10 protein-coding genes, 1 tRNA gene and 3 rRNA genes are annotated in these 18453 nt (G+C 38.9%); all 14 read right to left on the bottom strand.

Annotated elements, in window-relative coordinates; all coding sequences use genetic code 11:
• Positions 1-90: 90 nt before the first annotated feature.
• Positions 91-861, bottom strand: a complete 771-nt coding sequence (locus tag JC2156_RS01195) for a TIGR01457 family HAD-type hydrolase (RefSeq protein ID WP_006845015.1) — start codon at positions 859-861, stop codon at positions 91-93.
• Between the two features lie 3 nt (positions 862-864).
• Entirely contained in the window at positions 865-1458 is a 594-nt protein-coding gene (locus JC2156_RS01190; protein WP_006845014.1) for a YutD family protein, read from the bottom strand.
• Positions 1459-1477: 19 nt separating this feature from the next.
• The gene (locus tag JC2156_RS01185) at positions 1478-2857 is read right to left on the bottom strand and encodes a bifunctional metallophosphatase/5'-nucleotidase (protein WP_006845013.1); all 1380 of its coding nucleotides are present in this window, start codon (positions 2855-2857) and stop codon (positions 1478-1480) included.
• A 21-nt stretch (positions 2858-2878) separates the two neighbouring features.
• Entirely contained in the window at positions 2879-3493 is a 615-nt protein-coding gene (locus tag JC2156_RS01180) for a metallophosphoesterase (protein WP_038240987.1), read from the bottom strand.
• A 5-nt stretch (positions 3494-3498) separates the two neighbouring features.
• On the bottom strand, positions 3499-4599 hold the full coding sequence (locus JC2156_RS01175; protein WP_006845011.1) for a M24 family metallopeptidase: 1101 nt from the start codon (positions 4597-4599) through the stop codon (positions 3499-3501).
• A 142-nt stretch (positions 4600-4741) separates the two neighbouring features.
• Entirely contained in the window at positions 4742-5305 is a 564-nt protein-coding gene (gene hpf, locus JC2156_RS01170; RefSeq protein ID WP_006845010.1) for a ribosome hibernation-promoting factor, HPF/YfiA family, read from the bottom strand.
• A gap of 139 nt (positions 5306-5444) precedes the next feature.
• Positions 5445-6119 carry a ComF family protein gene (locus tag JC2156_RS01165; protein WP_006845009.1) on the bottom strand — a complete coding sequence of 225 codons (675 nt, stop codon included), beginning with the start codon at positions 6117-6119 and terminating at the stop codon, positions 5445-5447.
• The gene (locus JC2156_RS01160; RefSeq protein WP_006845008.1) at positions 6109-7434 is read right to left on the bottom strand and encodes an ATP-dependent helicase ComFA; all 1326 of its coding nucleotides are present in this window, start codon (positions 7432-7434) and stop codon (positions 6109-6111) included. Before JC2156_RS01160 ends, JC2156_RS01165 begins: the two co-directional genes overlap by 11 nt.
• Before the next feature lie 68 nt (positions 7435-7502).
• Positions 7503-7619, bottom strand: a 5S ribosomal RNA gene (gene rrf, locus JC2156_RS01155).
• 95 nt (positions 7620-7714) lie between these two features.
• Positions 7715-10629 (bottom strand): 23S ribosomal RNA (locus JC2156_RS01150).
• A 256-nt stretch (positions 10630-10885) separates the two neighbouring features.
• Positions 10886-10958 (bottom strand) — tRNA-Ala (locus JC2156_RS01145).
• A 78-nt stretch (positions 10959-11036) separates the two neighbouring features.
• Positions 11037-12617 (bottom strand): 16S ribosomal RNA (locus JC2156_RS01140).
• Together the 16S, 23S and 5S rRNA genes with 1 tRNA gene alongside form the textbook arrangement of a ribosomal RNA operon.
• A 611-nt stretch (positions 12618-13228) precedes the next feature.
• Positions 13229-17803 (bottom strand): PolC-type DNA polymerase III, encoded by a 4575-nt coding sequence (locus JC2156_RS01135; RefSeq protein ID WP_006845007.1) that lies wholly within the window; start codon positions 17801-17803, stop codon positions 13229-13231.
• A 14-nt stretch (positions 17804-17817) separates the two neighbouring features.
• Positions 17818-18441 (bottom strand): DUF1361 domain-containing protein, encoded by a 624-nt coding sequence (locus tag JC2156_RS01130; protein ID WP_006845006.1) that lies wholly within the window; start codon positions 18439-18441, stop codon positions 17818-17820.
• Positions 18442-18453 lie beyond the last annotated feature (12 nt).

Here is an 18453-nt window from a genome sequence, read left to right as displayed (position 1 = left end):
ATATTAAGCAGTCGTTTATTTTAATCCAAATAAAAAAGCTGAGACAAAAATATGTACCAGCCTCTGTATCAAATTCTCCATTAATCTGTTTCACTCAATAAACCAATCATCCAAAGAATCAACTTCATGAGTTGGCTTAATTTGCGCTGCAGTAATTTGTTCTTTCGTTGAAATTCCACTATATACTAACAACGTGTCCATCTTCAAATTAATTCCAGCTTTAATATCGGTATTATAATTATCACCAACCATTACCACATCATTCACAGTCAAACCTGCACGCTCCAAAGCACCTTCCATAATGGGAGTATAAGGCTTACCAATCACGATTGGATCCACTTGTGTTGATGTTTGCACTGATGCCACAACTGATCCTGCACCTGGAATCATCCCCTTTTCATTAGGTAAATTAGTATCAATGTTTGTGGCGATAAATTTTGCCCCTTGTTGAATAGCCAAAGTGGCGTACATTAAATCATCATATTTCAAGTTACGATTTAATCCCACAACCACCGCATCTGCCAAACCTTGAGTAACAATCTTCAATCCCTTTGATGCCAATGCTTGATGCAGACCATTTTCACCAACCACTAATACTTGATGCACATTTGGTAATTGTGCTACATAATCAGCAGTAGCCATAGCTGAAGTGTAAATTTGATCCAAATCTACATGAATATCGTGCCCATCTGCTAGTGTAGCTTGGACCTGCTCTGGCGTTCTAGTAGCATTATTGGTCACAAACATAAATTGCTTATTAGCAGCTTTTAAACGTTCAATAAATCGTTTTCCACTAGGAAAGCTCTTTTTACCTTGATAAATTGTTCCATCTAAATCAATAAAATATCCTTTATATGCCATACTTTATTCCCCCTCAGTACTTCGTTCATGGATTTCAAAACGACGCTTTCGATTGTTACCTTTCGTCGTTACTTGACGTGGACTCTTATTACTCAATTGATGAGTAGCTTTTTTGACAGGATTCTTTTTAACGGAACTTTTCTTCTCATCAATATAAGCATTATTTTTATTACTATGATGATTTCGGCGACGTCTTGGGCGAGAAACTTCTGGCTCATCATCTTCCACCATATGTGGTTCTAGATTTTCTAAAACAAAATATGGAGCCCCAAAATTCATAAATTCATAAATATAATCCTGTAACGCACTAATTTGATCCATTCTTGAAACACCAGGTGTTCCATCTTTATAAAAACCATGAATACGTAGTTGATCAGCAGCTATATCACCGACTAAATAATCATATTTTTCCAAAAAAGTGCTGAATCGCTCAGCCATCAAATCATCTTGATATGCATCACGATAGTTAGCAACTAATTTATACGCCCGTTCATTAATCAATAAGTCAGCAGCTGATTCACCGTGCTCCAATCGCGTTTGTGCAATTCGTTCCAGCTTCTGGGCTTGCGCCAACTCTTTCATTCGTTCTCGATCCATTTCAAAATACCTTCAATTTTTATTTTTTTGATGGGAATTTTTGCGCTAAATAAGTAGCAAAATCCTCACGTAAAACGGTGTCATATGATAATTCATTATTTCCCGCAATTTCTAACGTTGGAAAATATGGAAAAAACAAATAATGATCCAACCCACCAATATAATAATCCTTCGTCAAATTAATCGGTTGACCCTGTACCAAAACATTACCATCATTCGTCAATTCTAAGCCTGACCAAACTATTTCACCCCATTTACGACCACGGAACCCCATCCCATAAACTGGACTACCAAGAAGATAATTACGGTTCTTTTTGACTTCTTTCATTAACCTGATAACATCTTGTCCTTTTAACTTAGTGCGCATAGGATGCACAGCATGAGGTAGCATATGGTGTAATTCATACATACTGACAGGGCCTTCAGTCAAATCGTCCAAAAACATCCCCGTTGAAAGCATTGCTAAGTCCGTCTCCGTACGAGTTTTCAATGCCTCTAATCCTAAATCAATTATCCTATTTTTAGCATCTACACCTCGATAAAAGGTTTGTGGAATGTCTGCCACCAACTGATTTTTTAGAATTTTAGTGCCTTCGTTCTGATAACTAGCTGCCGTCTCTGCATCACGAGCTAATTTTGGGAGTTGATCTACATCAATAGTTGAAGCTTGAGCACGTTTAAATTGGCCGTCTTCAATTTCAAGTTGGACCTGACCAACATGTTCACCATACCGCCCCGCCGCAGCTAATAATGTTTGATTTCGCCATTCACCTTTTGGTAAATGATGATGGGTGTGTGATCCTAAAATAATTTGTAATTCTGGAAATTCATCCGCTAATCGACGATCAGTCGATAACCCTAAATGTGACAACAAAATATTGAAATCAGTTTGTCCCACTAGTTCTTTTAGAATCATTTGTAACGTTTCATCAACTGGTAATGGCTTCCAGCCAAGTAATGGGTACGTTAATATGAACGGAGCCGTCATACCAATCACTCCGATCCGTGTCCCTTCACCGGTCGTAATAATTTCATATGGATGCGCCCATTTTGGAATTTGTCCACTTTTTTGATCTAATAAATTAGCTAGCAAGACCGGAAAATTAGCATGTTCATAAAGTCGATTTAAATCATTATGACTCAAACCCAAGCCTTCATTATTACCAATCGTCACACCGTCATAATGAACCCCATTCAATAAATTAACATTGGCTTGACCATGACTGGCTTCTGTTAAAACATGATTACGATCCATTGCATCGCCAATATCAAAAGTTAATACAGTTTCACCATTACGTAAAAGTTGTTTTCGATAAGTATTTAAGAAATGCCGAATCTGCGGCCAACGCTCCAAATGTGAATGAATATCATTAGTGTGTAAAATTGTTATTTTTTCCATAATTCATTGGCCTCCTTTCGGCTATTCTGATAATTGATGACGTTTCCTCTCTAAAATCATTTCAATTTCAGATAAATTCAATGGTGTTCCCCAAGTAGGACGCTCGTCTGAATTTAAATATTCTAGATCGGAACTATCAATTCCTACATTAATATTTTCGGCAATTGCTACCTGACTATGATGAATATGACCATGTAAATTAACACTAGAGGCGGTTGGCCCCAGTATCAAAGGATAGTGTGTCAAAAAGAATTGATGGTGATTAGCTTTCACAATCATTCCAACATCATGAAATTTAAATTTAGGACGACCATCAGATAATGTTGAATGTTGATTTTGTAAAAATTTAAATAAATCCCGAGTATCATGGTTTCCCTTAATCAATACAATTTGTCCATTGAGGCTTAATAATAATTCATAAAGTGCTTGATAACCTTTTTTAGCTGGTTTAATTTTATTTAAAAAAGCTAAATCGCCTAAATGATAAACTGTATCATTTTCTGTCACCCTAGCATTCCAAGCCTGTTGTAGGCCTTGATGCTCATCCTGCAAATCATCATATGGACGGGGCGAAAAATGTTCACTTTGTAATAACTGTTCATGAAAAAAATGTAAATCGGCTATAAAATATTCCATCATGCTTACCTATCAATGCTAATTAAATCAGTCGTTAACTCACTAGTTAGGTTTTCAACCCCATTTTTAGTCACAATAACATCATCTTCAATTCTAATTCCAAATGCTCCTGGAATATAAATACCAGGTTCAATCGTCAATAACATTCCAGCTTCAAGTCTTTCTTCTGCTTGTGTTGAAACTACGGGACCTTCATGAATGGCTAATCCGACGCCATGTCCGGTTGCATGGGTATAATATTTACCATATTCGGCTTGATCAATCACTTCTCGTGCGGCTTGATCAACATCACCAGCTGATACTCCTGCTTTAATCTTTTGAATGGCCTTTTGATTTGCTTGTTGGACTACCTGATAAGCTTTTTTAACTCCATCATCAACCGCTCCTAAGGCAAACGTTCGTGTAATATCTGACGTATATCCGTCCACAAAATAACCAAAGTCAATCGTGACCAATTCACCTTCAGCTAATTTTTTATCAGTTGCCTCACCATGAGGTAATGCGCCACGATAGCCAGATGCAACAATTGTTTCAAATGATGCACTAGTTGCACCCAAACCTTTAATAATAAAATCTAGCAGATTAGCAACCTGCCGCTCTGTCATCCCTACCTCTACCTTTGTCAATAATTCTTCATATGCTTTGACAGCCACTTCAGTCGAATGACGTAGTGCATCTAACTCGTTTTCAGACTTAACTTGGCGTAACCACTCTACTAATTCTGGAATTGGAACAATATCTGAATTTTCATCCTGTCCTTCAAAATTTTCATCCAATACATCAAATATTTTAAATGGCAAAGTATCTTCAAATCCTAAATTATTTATTTTAAATCTTTTAGCAGCAAGCATTGCAACACCATAATAATCACGAGTAATTAATAGATCAATTCCCTCAGGTAAACTAGTCCTTAATTCTTCTTCATAACGGGCATCTGTAATCAGTGCTGCCTTCTTCTCAGATGTTCCAATCAATAGTAGACCATCCCCAGTTCCACCTAAAAATCCAGTTAAATATTTTAGGTTATCCCCCTCTGCTACCAACATTCCATCAGCGTTAAAAACAGCTAAATTTTTACGAACCTTTTCAATTCTATCTAAATACATCTGATTCACCTCATTTTCTTACTATTTATTATAACAGTCCCCTGTTCACAAAGCTTTTGAAAGTCTTAAATTTATTATTATTATACTAAAAAAGATCAACTATCATCGTAGTTGATCTTTTTGATTAATCAATTATTTAATGTTATAAATCGGTATCAATCAAAGCATACTTACCATCTTTACGCTTATAAACTACCGCTGGCAAATCACTTTCTGCATCTTGGAAGACGAAGAAGTTATGACCCAATAGATCCATTTGAAGAATAGCTTCTTCTACATCCATTGGCTTTAATGAAAGATGCTTAGTTCGAACAATTTCAAATTGAGCATCTTCTTCCTCTTCTAATTGAGGTTCATCCAATGATTCATTCATAAAGGTATCAATACCTTTATAACCCTTTTCACGTGACTTACGATTTACCTTAGTCTTATATTTTCGGATTTGTCGTTCCAATTTATCTGAAACAAAATCAATAGATTGATACAAATCATCTTGGGTGTCTTCAGCTCGGAGAAGGAGATATGGCAACTGAATGGTTACTTCAATTTTAAAAGTCCGTTCTTGGTATGAGCGCAAATTGACATGCGCTACATACTTATTGTCATCATTAAGATAACGCTCTAAACGAGTTAGACGCTTAATGACGTAGGCCTTAATTGCCTCTGTTACTTCGATATTTTCACCACGTACAATAAATTCTAGCATAGTGTTAATCTCCATTCTTTTTAATTGGATTTATCAATTTCAATTAAATCCGCACAGGCTTAGATGAAACCGCTATCTTTCTTTCCTGTAATAGCATTGTAACATATATTATATTATAAATAAAGACGTTCACATTTTTTTATCTTATTAATGTAATCGAATTCACATTTTTGGCACCAGCCTGATACAAGCAATCAGCTGCATGATAAAGGGTTCTGCCAGTTGTATAAATATCATCGATTAATGTAATTTTTTTATTTTCAATCTGATTTGGATCAATATTTAGTTCAAACCATTGCTGAGTGTTAATTCGCTGATATCGCGTTTTTTTAGATTGAGTAGCTTTAAAATGTTTCTGACACTTAAGTCCGTCAATCCATTTAGTTTGCGCGCTTATCAGTCCACTACTCTGATTAAATCCCCTTTTTTGTAATTTATCATTTGCAATTGGAATTACAATTAATGTTCGTCTACTATCAGTAATCTTCTCTATTTCACCCATGAAAATAGACTTCAAATGATACCCGCCTCTAAATTTATATTCTCTAAAATACTGCTTCATCATTTGATTATAGCAATATATGGCTCGGTTATTTATTATTTGATAGCCTTTAATTTTCCAAAGATTACAATCACTGCAAAGTTTTGAATTCATTTGCTTTCGACCACATCCTGGGCAAAAGATCGCTCCTATTTCATTAAAATCTTTACGACATCCATTACAAATATCATACAATTCAATTGTTTTACCAAAAATAAATTGTTTAACATTCCATGTCCGTAAAATTTGTTTTTTGCAAATTTCACAATTCACTATGATGATCCCTCCAACTGTTTAACCACTGAATCTCTTTTTTAGCTCGTAACATTCTTAAAGTAATATCAGCGGTAAATATCCACACATTTCCATTAGGGTACTCAGCATCTCGCCCGCATCTACCTGCTATTTGCAAAATAGTCTCATAAGTAAAAACTACTTCATCACCACCCAAAATATAAACATCTAATGCTGAAAAAGTAACTCCTCGTTCTAAGATTGTAGTAGTTATTAACCCATTAATTTCGCGTGATCTTAGTTTTTTAATATTATTGGATCTTTCTGGGTGCTTGGAATATACGGTAGCAACAGACAGTGATTTAGGCATCATCGCCTTCACTAAATTTAAATCCTCTATTTGCGGTACAAAAATTAAAAAGCAGCGTTTATTTTTTTGATATTTCGATAATTGTTTTTCTATTTTAATGGGTAATTTTTTTCTCCATTTTGGCGAAATATATATTTGTATTATTGGTAATGGATAACCATGAAATCGATTAGCTAAAAATGACAATTTCCAATTAGTATGTTTAACTCTACGTAATAAATTAATTGAAGGTGTTGCAGTAAGATAGTATTTTACCCCTTGAGGTCGTTTTGCTTCCTCAATTACTTTTTCTAATGCTTTGTTATTTCGTAAAGGAAATGCATCTACTTCATCAACTACAATTAAATCAAAAGTCTGATGAAATTTCATCAATTGTTGAACGGTGCAAATTAACAATTGTGTGTATTTAATTTCATGTTCTTCTCCATGTAATACGGTCATGGATCCATTAAAATATTTTTTTATACGCTGAGATAATTCAATTACTACATCAACACGTGGTGCTACTAAAGCAATACGACCTTTTTCTAACAATACTTGATTAATTAGTGGATATAATATCTCAGTTTTACCAGATCCAGTCACCGCATATGTTAAATGATTTAATTTCCTTTCCCATGCTATCAATTGCTCATTAGCTATTTTTTGTTGTTGTAATGTTAGTTGCCCTTTCCAATTTATTTTACTATTGTCTAAATACTGTTTAGGATCTTTTATTATCACTAAATAATCATTACTTCTGATAGTCCCCATATCTTTACAATACCAACAGTATTTTATTCCATTTTTAGGGTATTTCCAATTAATTTTAATCTTATTAAAGCAGCGTTGACATATATCTGATTTAATCGGTTTTGTAATTTCAATAAATCTATTTTGACTTTGATAAAAAGCAGTCTTTTTTAAATCTTGTAATTCATTCTTCGTTAAAAAAAGCTTACACCCATATAGTTGATCTAATCGATTGATTTGTTTAAATTCCATACTAGAAAGAAACCTGATTTTCAAAAAACATAACAAAAAAGCCCATCAAAATGATGAGCTTCAAACATGCACCGCAACTTCCTATCCTCGCAGGAGGCGATCCTCCAACTACTTTCGGCGTGACTGAGCTTAACTTCTGTGTTCGGGATGGGAACAGGTGTGACCTCAGTGCTATCGTCACGACACGTATTAAATTGTTGAGAGTTAGTTCCCTCAAAACTGAATCATATATATTTATAAATTTTAACAATACACCTTGAACCACCACGTCGTATTCAACTTGGTTAAGTCCTCGAACCATTAGTACTAGTCCGCTCCATACCTCACGGTACTTCCACTTCTAGCCTATCTACCTCATCATCTATAAGGGGTCTTACTTCTTTCGAATGGGAAATCTCATCTCGAGGCGAGTTTCACACTTAGATGCTTTCAGCGTTTATCTCATCCGTACATAGCTACTCAGCGATGCTCCTGGCGGAACAACTGATACACCAGTGGTACGTCCACCCCGGTCCTCTCGTACTAAGGGCAGCTCCTCTCAAATTTCCTACGCCCGCGACGGATAGGGACCGAACTGTCTCACGACGTTCTGAACCCAGCTCGCGTACCGCTTTAATGGGCGAACAGCCCAACCCTTGGGACCGACTACAGCCCCAGGATGCGATGAGCCGACATCGAGGTGCCAAACCTCCCCGTCGATGTGGACTCTTGGGGGAGATAAGCCTGTTATCCCCAGGGTAGCTTTTATCCGTTGAGCGATGGCCCTTCCATGCGGAACCACCGGATCACTAAGTCCTACTTTCGTACCTGCTCGACCTGTTAGTCTCGCAGTCAAGCTCGCTTATGCCTTTACACTCTGCGAATGATTTCCAACCATTCTGAGCGAACCTTTGAGCGCCTCCGTTACCTTTTAGGAGGCGACCGCCCCAGTCAAACTGCCTGCCAGACACTGTCTTCCACCACGATTAGTGGTGTGAGTTAGAGTGATCATACAACGAGGGTAGTATCCCACTATTGCCTCCATCGAAACTAGCGTTCCGATTTCTACGGCTCCTACCTATTCTGTACAAGCTGCACAAGCACTCAATATCAAGCTACAGTAAAGCTCCATGGGGTCTTTCCGTCCTGTCGCGGGTAACCCGCATCTTCACGGGTATTTAAATTTCACCGAGTCTCTCGTTGAGACAGTGCCCAGATCGTTACGCCTTTCGTGCGGGTCGGAACTTACCCGACAAGGAATTTCGCTACCTTAGGACCGTTATAGTTACGGCCGCCGTTTACTGGGGCTTCAATTCGCACCTTCGCCGAAGCTAAGCACTCCTTTTAACCTTCCAGCACCGGGCAGGCGTCAGCCCCTATACGTCATCTTTCGATTTTGCAGAAACCTGTGTTTTTGATAAACAGTCGCCTGGGCCTATTCACTGCGGCTCAGCTTGCGCTGAGCACCCCTTCTCCCGAAGTTACGGGGTCATTTTGCCGAGTTCCTTAACGAGAGTTCACTCGCACACCTTAGGATTCTCTCCTCGACTACCTGTGTCGGTTTGCGGTACGGGCAGGTAAACACTAACTAGAAGCTTTTCTCGGCAGCGTGACATCATGGACTTCTCTACTTTATTTCGATCCTCATCATCACTTGTTCTTAAAGGGATAAGCATTTAACTACTCCCAAAACTTGTGATTTAACCCAGCACTTCCAGTCGCTGGGATCCATTAGCCTTCTGCGTCCCTCCATCGTTCAAACATGTTCACCTGGTACTGGAATCTCAACCAGTTATCCATCGACTACGCCTTTCGGCCTCGCCTTAGGTCCCGACTAACCCTGGGAGGACGAGCCTTCCCCAGGAAACCTTAGTCATTCGGTGGACAGGATTCTCACCTGTCTTTCGCTACTCATACCGGCATTCTCACTTCTATGCGCTCCACCAGTCCTCACGGTCTGACTTCATTGCCCATAGAACGCTCTCCTATCGCGCCACTTACGTGGCACCCGTAGTTTCGGTGGTGTGTTTAGCCCCGGTACATTTTCGGCGCAGAATCACTCGACTAGTGAGCTATTACGCACTCTTTAAATGGTGGCTGCTTCTGAGCCAACATCCTAGTTGTCTATGCAACTCCACATCCTTTTCCACTTAACACACACTTAGGGACCTTAACTGACGATCTGGGCTGTTCCCCTTTCGACAATGGATCTTATCACTCACTGTCTGACTCCCGGACATACGTAATTGGCATTCGGAGTTTATCTTAATTTGGTAACCCGAGATGGGCCCCGCACCAAAACAGTGCTCTACCTCCAATACGCTACATTCCGAGGCTAGCCCTAAAGCTATTTCGGAGAGAACCAGCTATCTCCAAGTTCGATTGGAATTTCACCTCTACCCACACCTCATCCTAGCATTTTTCAACATGCACAGGTTCGGGCCTCCAGTGCGTCTTACCACACCTTCACCCTGGACATGGGTAGGTCACCTGGTTTCGGGTTTACAACTACATACTATGTCGCCCATTTCAGACTCGCTTTCGCTACGGCTCCGGTCTTTCCACCTTAACCTTGCATGTAATCATAACTCGCCGGTTCATTCTACAAAAGGCACGCCATCACCCATTAACGGGCTCTGACTTCTTGTAGGCACATGGTTTCAGGAACTTTTTCACTCCCCTTCCGGGGTGCTTTTCACCTTTCCCTCACGGTACTGGTTCACTATCGGTCACTAGGTAGTATTTAGCCTTGGGAGATGGTCCTCCCAGATTCCGACCGGATTTCACGTGTCCGGCCGTACTCAGGATCCTACACGGGAGATTGTACGTTTTCGTCTACAGGGCTATCACCTTGTTTCGCGTGGTTTCCCAACCACTTCGACTAACATACAATTTTGTAACTCCACAACGGTAGTCCTACAACCCCAAAGTGCAAGCACTTTGGTTTGGGCTCTTCCGGGTTCGCTCGCCGCTACTGACGGAATCGATATTTCTTTCTACTCCTGTTGCTAATGAGATGTTTCAGTTCACAACGTCTACCTTCAACTAGTCTATATATTCAACTAGTGATAACTTGCATAACAAGTTGGGTTCCCCCATTCGGAAATCTCCGGATCAAAGCTTACTTACAGCTCCCCGAAGCATATCGGTGTTAGTACCGTCCTTCATCGGCTCCTAGTGCCAAGGCATTCACCATGCGCCCTTAATAACTTAACCGATCAACTTTCGTTGATGATTCAAGCTTGAGTATGCGACCTAACGGTCGCTTGCGATTACCACAATATAAATATTGTGATGAACTAATTAAAAAACTCAAAAAATAACGCGGTGTAATTCACTGTCAATCATCATTGCGATGATCAACTATTGATTTACTCGGTTCAATTTATATTGTATTCAATAAAATTGAAATTTTTAAAATTTATATATATGATTCAGTTTTCAAAGAACTAATTTAACACCGAAGTGTTAATGGAGAATAGCGGGATCGAACCGCTGACCTCCTGCTTGCAAAGCAGGCGCTCTCCCAGCTGAGCTAATTCCCCAATAAAATTAAATTGAGTGTAGAACACTCAAAACTAAATAACGTTTCAACGAATATGCAGGTTTCCGATTTTCCTTAGAAAGGAGGTGATCCAGCCGCAGGTTCTCCTACGGCTACCTTGTTACGACTTCACCCTAATCATCTGTCCCACCTTAGGCGGCTGGCTCCTAATAAAAGGTTACCTCACCGACTTTGGGTGTTACAAACTCTCATGGTGTGACGGGCGGTGTGTACAAGACCCGGGAACGTATTCACCGCGGCGTGCTGATCCGCGATTACTAGCGATTCCGACTTCGTGTAGGCGAGTTGCAGCCTACAGTCCGAACTGAGACAAGCTTTAAGAGATTTGCGCACCCTCGCGGGTTGGCGACTCGTTGTACTTGCCATTGTAGCACGTGTGTAGCCCAGGTCATAAGGGGCATGATGATTTGACGTCATCCCCGCCTTCCTCCGGTTTGTCACCGGCAGTCTTGCTAGAGTGCCCAACTAAATGCTGGCAACTAACAATAAGGGTTGCGCTCGTTGCGGGACTTAACCCAACATCTCACGACACGAGCTGACGACAACCATGCACCACCTGTCACTTTGTCCCCGAAGGGAAAGCTCCATCTCTGGAGTGGTCAAAGGATGTCAAGACCTGGTAAGGTTCTTCGCGTTGCTTCGAATTAAACCACATGCTCCACCGCTTGTGCGGGTCCCCGTCAATTCCTTTGAGTTTCAACCTTGCGGTCGTACTCCCCAGGCGGAGTGCTTAATGCGTTAGCTTCGTCACTCAAGGGCGGAAACCCTCGAACAACTAGCACTCATCGTTTACAGTGTGGACTACCAGGGTATCTAATCCTGTTTGCTACCCACACTTTCGAGCCTCAACGTCAGTTACAGTCCAGAAAGCCGCCTTCGCCACTGGTGTTCTTCCATATATCTACGCATTTCACCGCTACACATGGAGTTCCACTTTCCTCTACTGCACTCAAGTTATCCAGTTTCCAAAGCAATTCCTCGGTTGAGCCGAGGGCTTTCACTTCAGACTTAAATAACCGTCTGCGCTCGCTTTACGCCCAATAAATCCGGATAACGCTTGGAACATACGTATTACCGCGGCTGCTGGCACGTATTTAGCCGTTCCTTTCTGGTAAGATACCGTCACACATTGAACAGTTACTCTCAATGTCATTCTTCTCTTACAACAGTGTTTTACGAGCCGAAACCCTTCATCACACACGCGGCGTTGCTCCATCAGACTTTCGTCCATTGTGGAAGATTCCCTACTGCTGCCTCCCGTAGGAGTATGGGCCGTGTCTCAGTCCCATTGTGGCCGGTCAGTCTCTCAACTCGGCTATGTATCATTGTCTTGGTGAGCCATTACCTCACCAACTAACTAATACACCGCGGGACCATCTCTTAGTGATAGCAAGACCATCTTTTAAACTAAAACCATGCGGTTTTAATTATTATACGGTATTAGCATTTGTTTCCAAATGTTATCCCCTGCTAAGAGGTAGGTTTCCCACGTGTTACTCACCCGTTCGCCACTCATTGCAATGTTGAAAATCAAATCTGAACAAGTTCTTCATATCATTTCAACCACAATGCGTTCGACTTGCATGTATTAGGCACGCCGCCAGCGTTCATCCTGAGCCAGGATCAAACTCTCAATTTAAAATTGAAAAGCTTGAGTATAACTCAATCTTTTTTTGTTGTTGTTTAACAGTTGTTAAACGAATTTACTAGCGAAATTGACTTCGCAAATGTTTGTATCTTCCATATTATAAATATGAGACACACCTGCACATTTGTTTCATCGAAACGTTATTTAGTTTTCAATGTTCTACTCATCGCCTCTCACGAGACAACTTAATTAGTATAACAAGTAGCCGATTTAATGTCAACAACTTATTTTATTTAATTTTGTCATTCGTTTCAACAACCGAAGTTGCCGTTCGTATCTGACTTAATTAATATACCTTAGATCCGATTGTTCGTCAACTACTGATTTGATATTTTTTTGACGAACGTTGTTATCGACATCTCTATCCCTTGATAATACTAGATTTAAATTTTATAAAAGCAGCTTATTTAAAAAGAACTTTTAATTTTATTATTTTAGAATAACCATCTTAAGCCTAAAGCAGCCTTTATGAATTAATCATTTATCTCAATAAAATGAAAGTTCATCGTAAAAAAAAGAGGTTAGGATAAAAACACCCAACCTCTCACATAAGTATAAAATTTAACTAAACCAATCATTACACCTTTTTTTATACATCATTTTTAAAAAAGTGCCATCTGATTTTCTTCAGACATTCCATCAACAACACCATTATCTTCGAAAAATTGCATCAACGTTTGAGAAACACCTCCACGTTTAGCCAAATCTTCCTTAGATAAGAATTCGCCTTCCGCTCGAGCTGCAATAATTTTCTTTGCAACGTTATCCCCTAAACTAGGAACTGCATTGAAAGGTGCTAACAAAACGTCCCCATCAATAATCCATTGTTCCGAATCTGATTTATATAGATCTACCATCCCAAAATCAATTCCACGCTCAGTTGCCTCATTAGCAACTTCCAACACGGTCACAAGATCGCGGTCTTTAGCTGATGCATCTAATCCTTGGCCATTAATCTCTATGATTCGACCTTTGAGTGCTTGTGAGCCACGAGACATCGTAACAATATCAAAATTACTAGCTCGAATCGAGAAGTAAGCTGCGTAATACAAAGTTGGAAAATAGACTTTAAAGTAGGCAATCCGCAAAGCCATCAAAACATAGGCAGCAGCGTGGGCCAATGGGAACATATATTGGATTTTTTGAAGAGATTCAATATACCATTCTTGGATTCCTGCATCACGCAATTCAGCTTGATAGGCTTCAGAAACGCCTTTTCCCTTACGTACTTTTTCCATAATTTGAAAGGCTGATTCAGGGTTAACCCCCCAATTAATTAAGTCCGTCATAATTTTGTCTCGTGTTCCAATAACGGTAGAAATATCAGCTAACCCATTTTCGATCAATTCATCTGCGTTACCTCGCCATACATCGGTCCCGTGAGATAGTCCTGAAATTTGGAGTAAGTCAGCATAACTGGTCGGTTTCGTTTCTTGTAACATCCCCCTGACAAAAGCTGTTCCGAATTCTGGTACACCTAGCGTTCCAGTTTTTGAGAAAATATTTTCTGCCTTAACGCCCAAAACATCTGGTGATTGAAAAAGGCTCATGACCCCTTCATCATTCATTGGAATAGTTGTTGGATCAATCCCTGACATATCTTGTAATGCACGAATCATCGTTGGATCATCATGTCCCAAAATATCCATTTTCAAAATATTGTCGTGAATAGAATGGAAATCAAAATGAGTTGTCTTCCATTTAGCCTTAATATCATCCGCCGGGAATTGTATGGGGGTAAAATCATAAATTTCCATATCATCAGGAACGATTAAAATTCCAGCCGGATGCTGACCAGTCGTTCGCTTAACTCCTGTTGAACCAGCAGACAGCCTTTCAATCTCAGCTGTTTTAAATGATATTACCTCTTCTTCCGAAAGATGAACATCGTCTAAATTACTAATCCCTAAATCCTTTTGTTTTTGTTTACGCACGTTTTCATTTAGATCCCGTTCATATGCTTTTACATAACCAAAAGCCGTCTTATCAGCTACAGTTGCGATAGTTCCCGCCCGAAAAACATTATTTTCCCCAAACAATGATTTCATATAGTTATGCGCAAAGGATTGATAATCACCTGAAAAATTCAAATCAATATCAGGAACCTTATTCCCCTTAAACCCTAAGAAAGTTTCAAATGGGATATTATGCCCATCTCCAAATAAATCGCTTTGATCTATTGGTGATCTTTTAATCGGAATTGAATAGCCCGAGCCATAGATACGTGGATCAACAAACTCAACATAGTCACCCTTCTGGCTATAATAATGAGGTGCTAGTGCATTGACTTCAGTAATCCCAACTAATAAGGCGACTAATGATGAACCAACAGAACCACGTGAACCAACTAAATAACCATCTTTATTAGATTTTGCAACCAGACGTTGCGCTACCAAATAAATAACTGAGAATCCGTTTCCAATGATTGAAGCTAATTCTCGCTCAATTCGTGCCTCTATTTGCAATGGTAATGGCTTACCATACATTCGATACGCTGTCTGATAAGTCTTTTCTCTAATTTCTTGTTCCGCATTAGGCATATTTGGAGGATAATTTCCCGTTTTAATGGCTTCTACATCATCAATCTGATCAGCCACAATATTAGTATTATGCACAACTATTTGTTTTGCCAAGTCCTCACCCAAAAAATCAAACTCATCCAATAGTTCTTGGGTTGTTTTAAAATGCACCTTGGGCAAAGGGTAACGGTTCAAAGGATTCGCTCCACCTTGTGAATTAATCAAAATTTTACGATAAATTGCATCTTCAGGATCCAAATAATGAGCATCTCCACTAACTACAACTGGTTTATCCAATTGTTTTCCAATTTCGATAGCATCCTTAATAATTTCTTTCAGTCGATCTTCTCCTTTAATCATTTCCCGCGCTAATTCTTGGGTGTAATTACTTAAAGGTTGAATTTCAATATAATCATAATATTTAGCGATCTCTTTAGCTGCCAAAACTCCTTTTCTTTCAAGGGCCTCAAAAAATTCTCCGCTGGCATCCCCCGTTCCAATCAAAAGACCTTCACGATACTTATTTAATATAGATCGCGGTGTCCGCGGAACACGTTCGAGATAGTTGACATTGGCCTCTGAAATTAACTTATATAAATTTTTAACCCCAGCTTGATTTTTGACCAAAACAGTTGCCCGCTTAGAACGCTCGTGACGCCAAGATGCTGCTTTACCAGCATACTCATTTAGTTGTTTCGTATTTTTGACACCATATTGCTCTTCCATGTCTTGCAAAAGTTTCCGAGCCACTTGTCCAGTTGCCGTTGCATCAAAAATGGCATTATGGGCGTGATCTAATGGTACCCCTAGTTTTTTAGCCAAAGTACTTAGTGTAAATCGGCGCATTTCAGGATGTACAAACCGTGCTAATGGCAAAGTATCAACTACTACATTACTAATGGTCTCCATCCCTAATCGTTCATAGGTAGTATTAACCATCGGTACATCAAAATCGATAACGTTATGCCCAACTAAAATATGATCTGCACAGAAAGCTTTAAATTCAGCAAAAACTTCACTTTCTTCCCGTGCATTTTTCAAATCTTGATCAGTAATATGCGTAATATCCATAATGATTGGGCTCAAGGGTTCATGTGGATTAATATATTCATCAAATTCCGCAATTACATTTCCCCTTTGCATTTTAACTGCTGATAATTGAATAACCTTATCATATCGAGGAGCAAGTCCTGTCGTTTCCACGTCAAAAGACACGTAAATGGCATCATCTAAATTGGTTGTATCTTCATTTAGTGCAAAAGCACTACTATCTTCAACTAAATTAACTTCAACCCCATAAATCATTTTAAAATGAGCTTGCTTGGTTTTTATAAACTCGGATAATTCATTCGTATGAGTTTTTAAAAAGTCTTTAACTATATCTTGATCATTAGGGTCAATTCCAGATTCAACGAGAAACTGTTGGGTTGCCTTATCATTTAACTTATTATTGATTTGTTTAGCTGTATTTGACGCTTCTGGAAAAGCTTGTGCCCCAGCTGTATCAGTAACAGCTATGGATCTCATGCCCCAATCAGCAGCGGTTTTAATATAATCACCAATTCCATTAGTAGCATCCATCGTAGACATAAGCGAATGAACTTGCAAGTCAACGCGCTTTTCATCCCCTTGATATGGGTCTTTTCGAGCTTTTTTGCCTGGAATTACTTCAATATCCCGAAACATCATAGTTAAATCATGACTAAATGAATCTTCACGAATATTTCCACGTACTCGATACCAGCCACCATTTTTCAAATCCTTCAACCATGGCTCTTCAGCCTCTTGGTTCAAAAACTTCTTCAATATAAATGAATCAGTGTAATCTGACATTTTCAAGATCGCTAATTTTCGTCCATTCCGTAATTCTCGAATTTCACTATCAAAAACATATCCTTCAAAGGTCACTAAATCAGCTTCCATTTGAACATCTGTCATTTTAGTCACAATAACTCCATTAGGAATCCCCTTCCCAATCGAACGATCTGTAACTTTAGATCGAACTCGTGACTTCTGTTGATCTTCAATTTTTTCACTTTCTTTTTTATGCTGAAGCATTGCTGCATGTTGCGCTTCCAAATTGGCTTGTGTTTTTTTAGCTATCTCAGCTTGTTCTTGCATTCTATGTTGTTGGTTTTGATTCAATGAACGTTGTACTAATTGATCATCTACTTGTAATTTGAAAGGCAAAGGATCAACTAGACCCAACTTATAAAAAGTATCAGAAACAATTGTCATTCCAGTTTTTTCTGCATATTGAAGCCACGCCTTAGAATTGAATTTTAAATTAATCTGATTTTCAGTTACCTCTAGTACAACGTGACTAAACGCCGGATTAAAGGCTCCACTCTCATTTTGATGTAGTTGCATAACCCAATTCCAATATTGTGCAATAGTTGCAACATCTGGTTGCTGACTCAAATTAAACTTAAAATCAGGCTCAGCTAAATGTTGAAAACTCATCGTTAATCGGTGAACAAAATCAGCCGTTTCTTGAACTGCCGGTAATGCTGGCAAATTCAATTTAAACTGCCATACTTTTGAATTTTCATGAACCGTTAATTTCTGTAATTCAGCGTTTTTAAATCCCTGAGGAATTTTTTCAAATTGTAATTGTTTCGCTAAAACCTGAAATTGTTCTGATGCTGATAAACTCATCTTTTCCCCCATCCTTAACGCCTTACCCAAATTAAATGGTAAACACTAAAAATAAATAACTGTACTAAACCAAACACAATCACAAAATAATACAAATCAGGATTCATCACAAAAGAAACCTGGTCAATCAATGTCTTGAAATTTGTTACCAAATCCCAAGAATTAGCTCGTTGAAAACGGCCTAGATAAATTGCCGAGCTTGATACAATCGCAATGAAAATATAAAAAGGAGTTTTAAAATACCACTTTTGAAATGGTAAAGTTTCCACAATTATCTCTAAACTAGATAATCCAATTAGCATTCCAATGAAAACACCGGTGAAAAGTACTCCATAATTTAAATATTGGGCCGGATTAGCTAAGCCTGTTCCAATGGCCGATAAATGACTAAAGTCGGTCATCAAATACATTGCATTCGGGAAAAAGGCCAACCAAACAATAAGAGCTATTATTCGAAGGGGCCATTGTTTTTTAATTTGTAGGGTTTTATGAATCAGCGCAACATCCAAAGGTACCAGCGCTAAAAAGACATTCCAAATTAAAAATCCAAATCGAGATGGAATTGCATAAACCATGACATAAAATCCTAAAACAATCAGGTGGATTAAGATAAATATTTTAATTTCGCTTTTTTTCATTTAGATCTCCCA

This window comes from Weissella koreensis KCTC 3621, from assembly GCF_000277645.1.
The sequence above is the reverse complement of the archived record's forward strand: the minus strand, read 5'-3'. Positions and strand labels throughout refer to the sequence as shown.

What these genes read in the sequence shown, in the direction of transcription:
- JC2156_RS01195 (WP_006845015.1), bottom strand. Translation starts at nt 861, where the DNA reads ATGGCATATAAAGGATATTTTATTGATTTAGATGGAACAATTTATCAA.
- JC2156_RS01190 (WP_006845014.1), bottom strand. Translation starts at nt 1,458, where the DNA reads ATGGATCGAGAACGAATGAAAGAGTTGGCGCAAGCCCAGAAGCTGGAA.
- JC2156_RS01185 (WP_006845013.1), bottom strand. Translation starts at nt 2,857, where the DNA reads ATGGAAAAAATAACAATTTTACACACTAATGATATTCATTCACATTTG.
- JC2156_RS01180 (WP_038240987.1), bottom strand. Translation starts at nt 3,493, where the DNA reads ATGGAATATTTTATAGCCGATTTACATTTTTTTCATGAACAGTTATTA.
- JC2156_RS01175 (WP_006845011.1), bottom strand. Translation starts at nt 4,599, where the DNA reads ATGTATTTAGATAGAATTGAAAAGGTTCGTAAAAATTTAGCTGTTTTT.
- hpf (WP_006845010.1), bottom strand. Translation starts at nt 5,305, where the DNA reads ATGCTAGAATTTATTGTACGTGGTGAAAATATCGAAGTAACAGAGGCA.
- JC2156_RS01160 (WP_006845008.1), bottom strand. Translation starts at nt 7,434, where the DNA reads ATGGAATTTAAACAAATCAATCGATTAGATCAACTATATGGGTGTAAG.
- JC2156_RS01135 (WP_006845007.1), bottom strand. Translation starts at nt 17,803, where the DNA reads ATGAGTTTATCAGCATCAGAACAATTTCAGGTTTTAGCGAAACAATTA.
- JC2156_RS01130 (WP_006845006.1), bottom strand. Translation starts at nt 18,441, where the DNA reads ATGAAAAAAAGCGAAATTAAAATATTTATCTTAATCCACCTGATTGTT.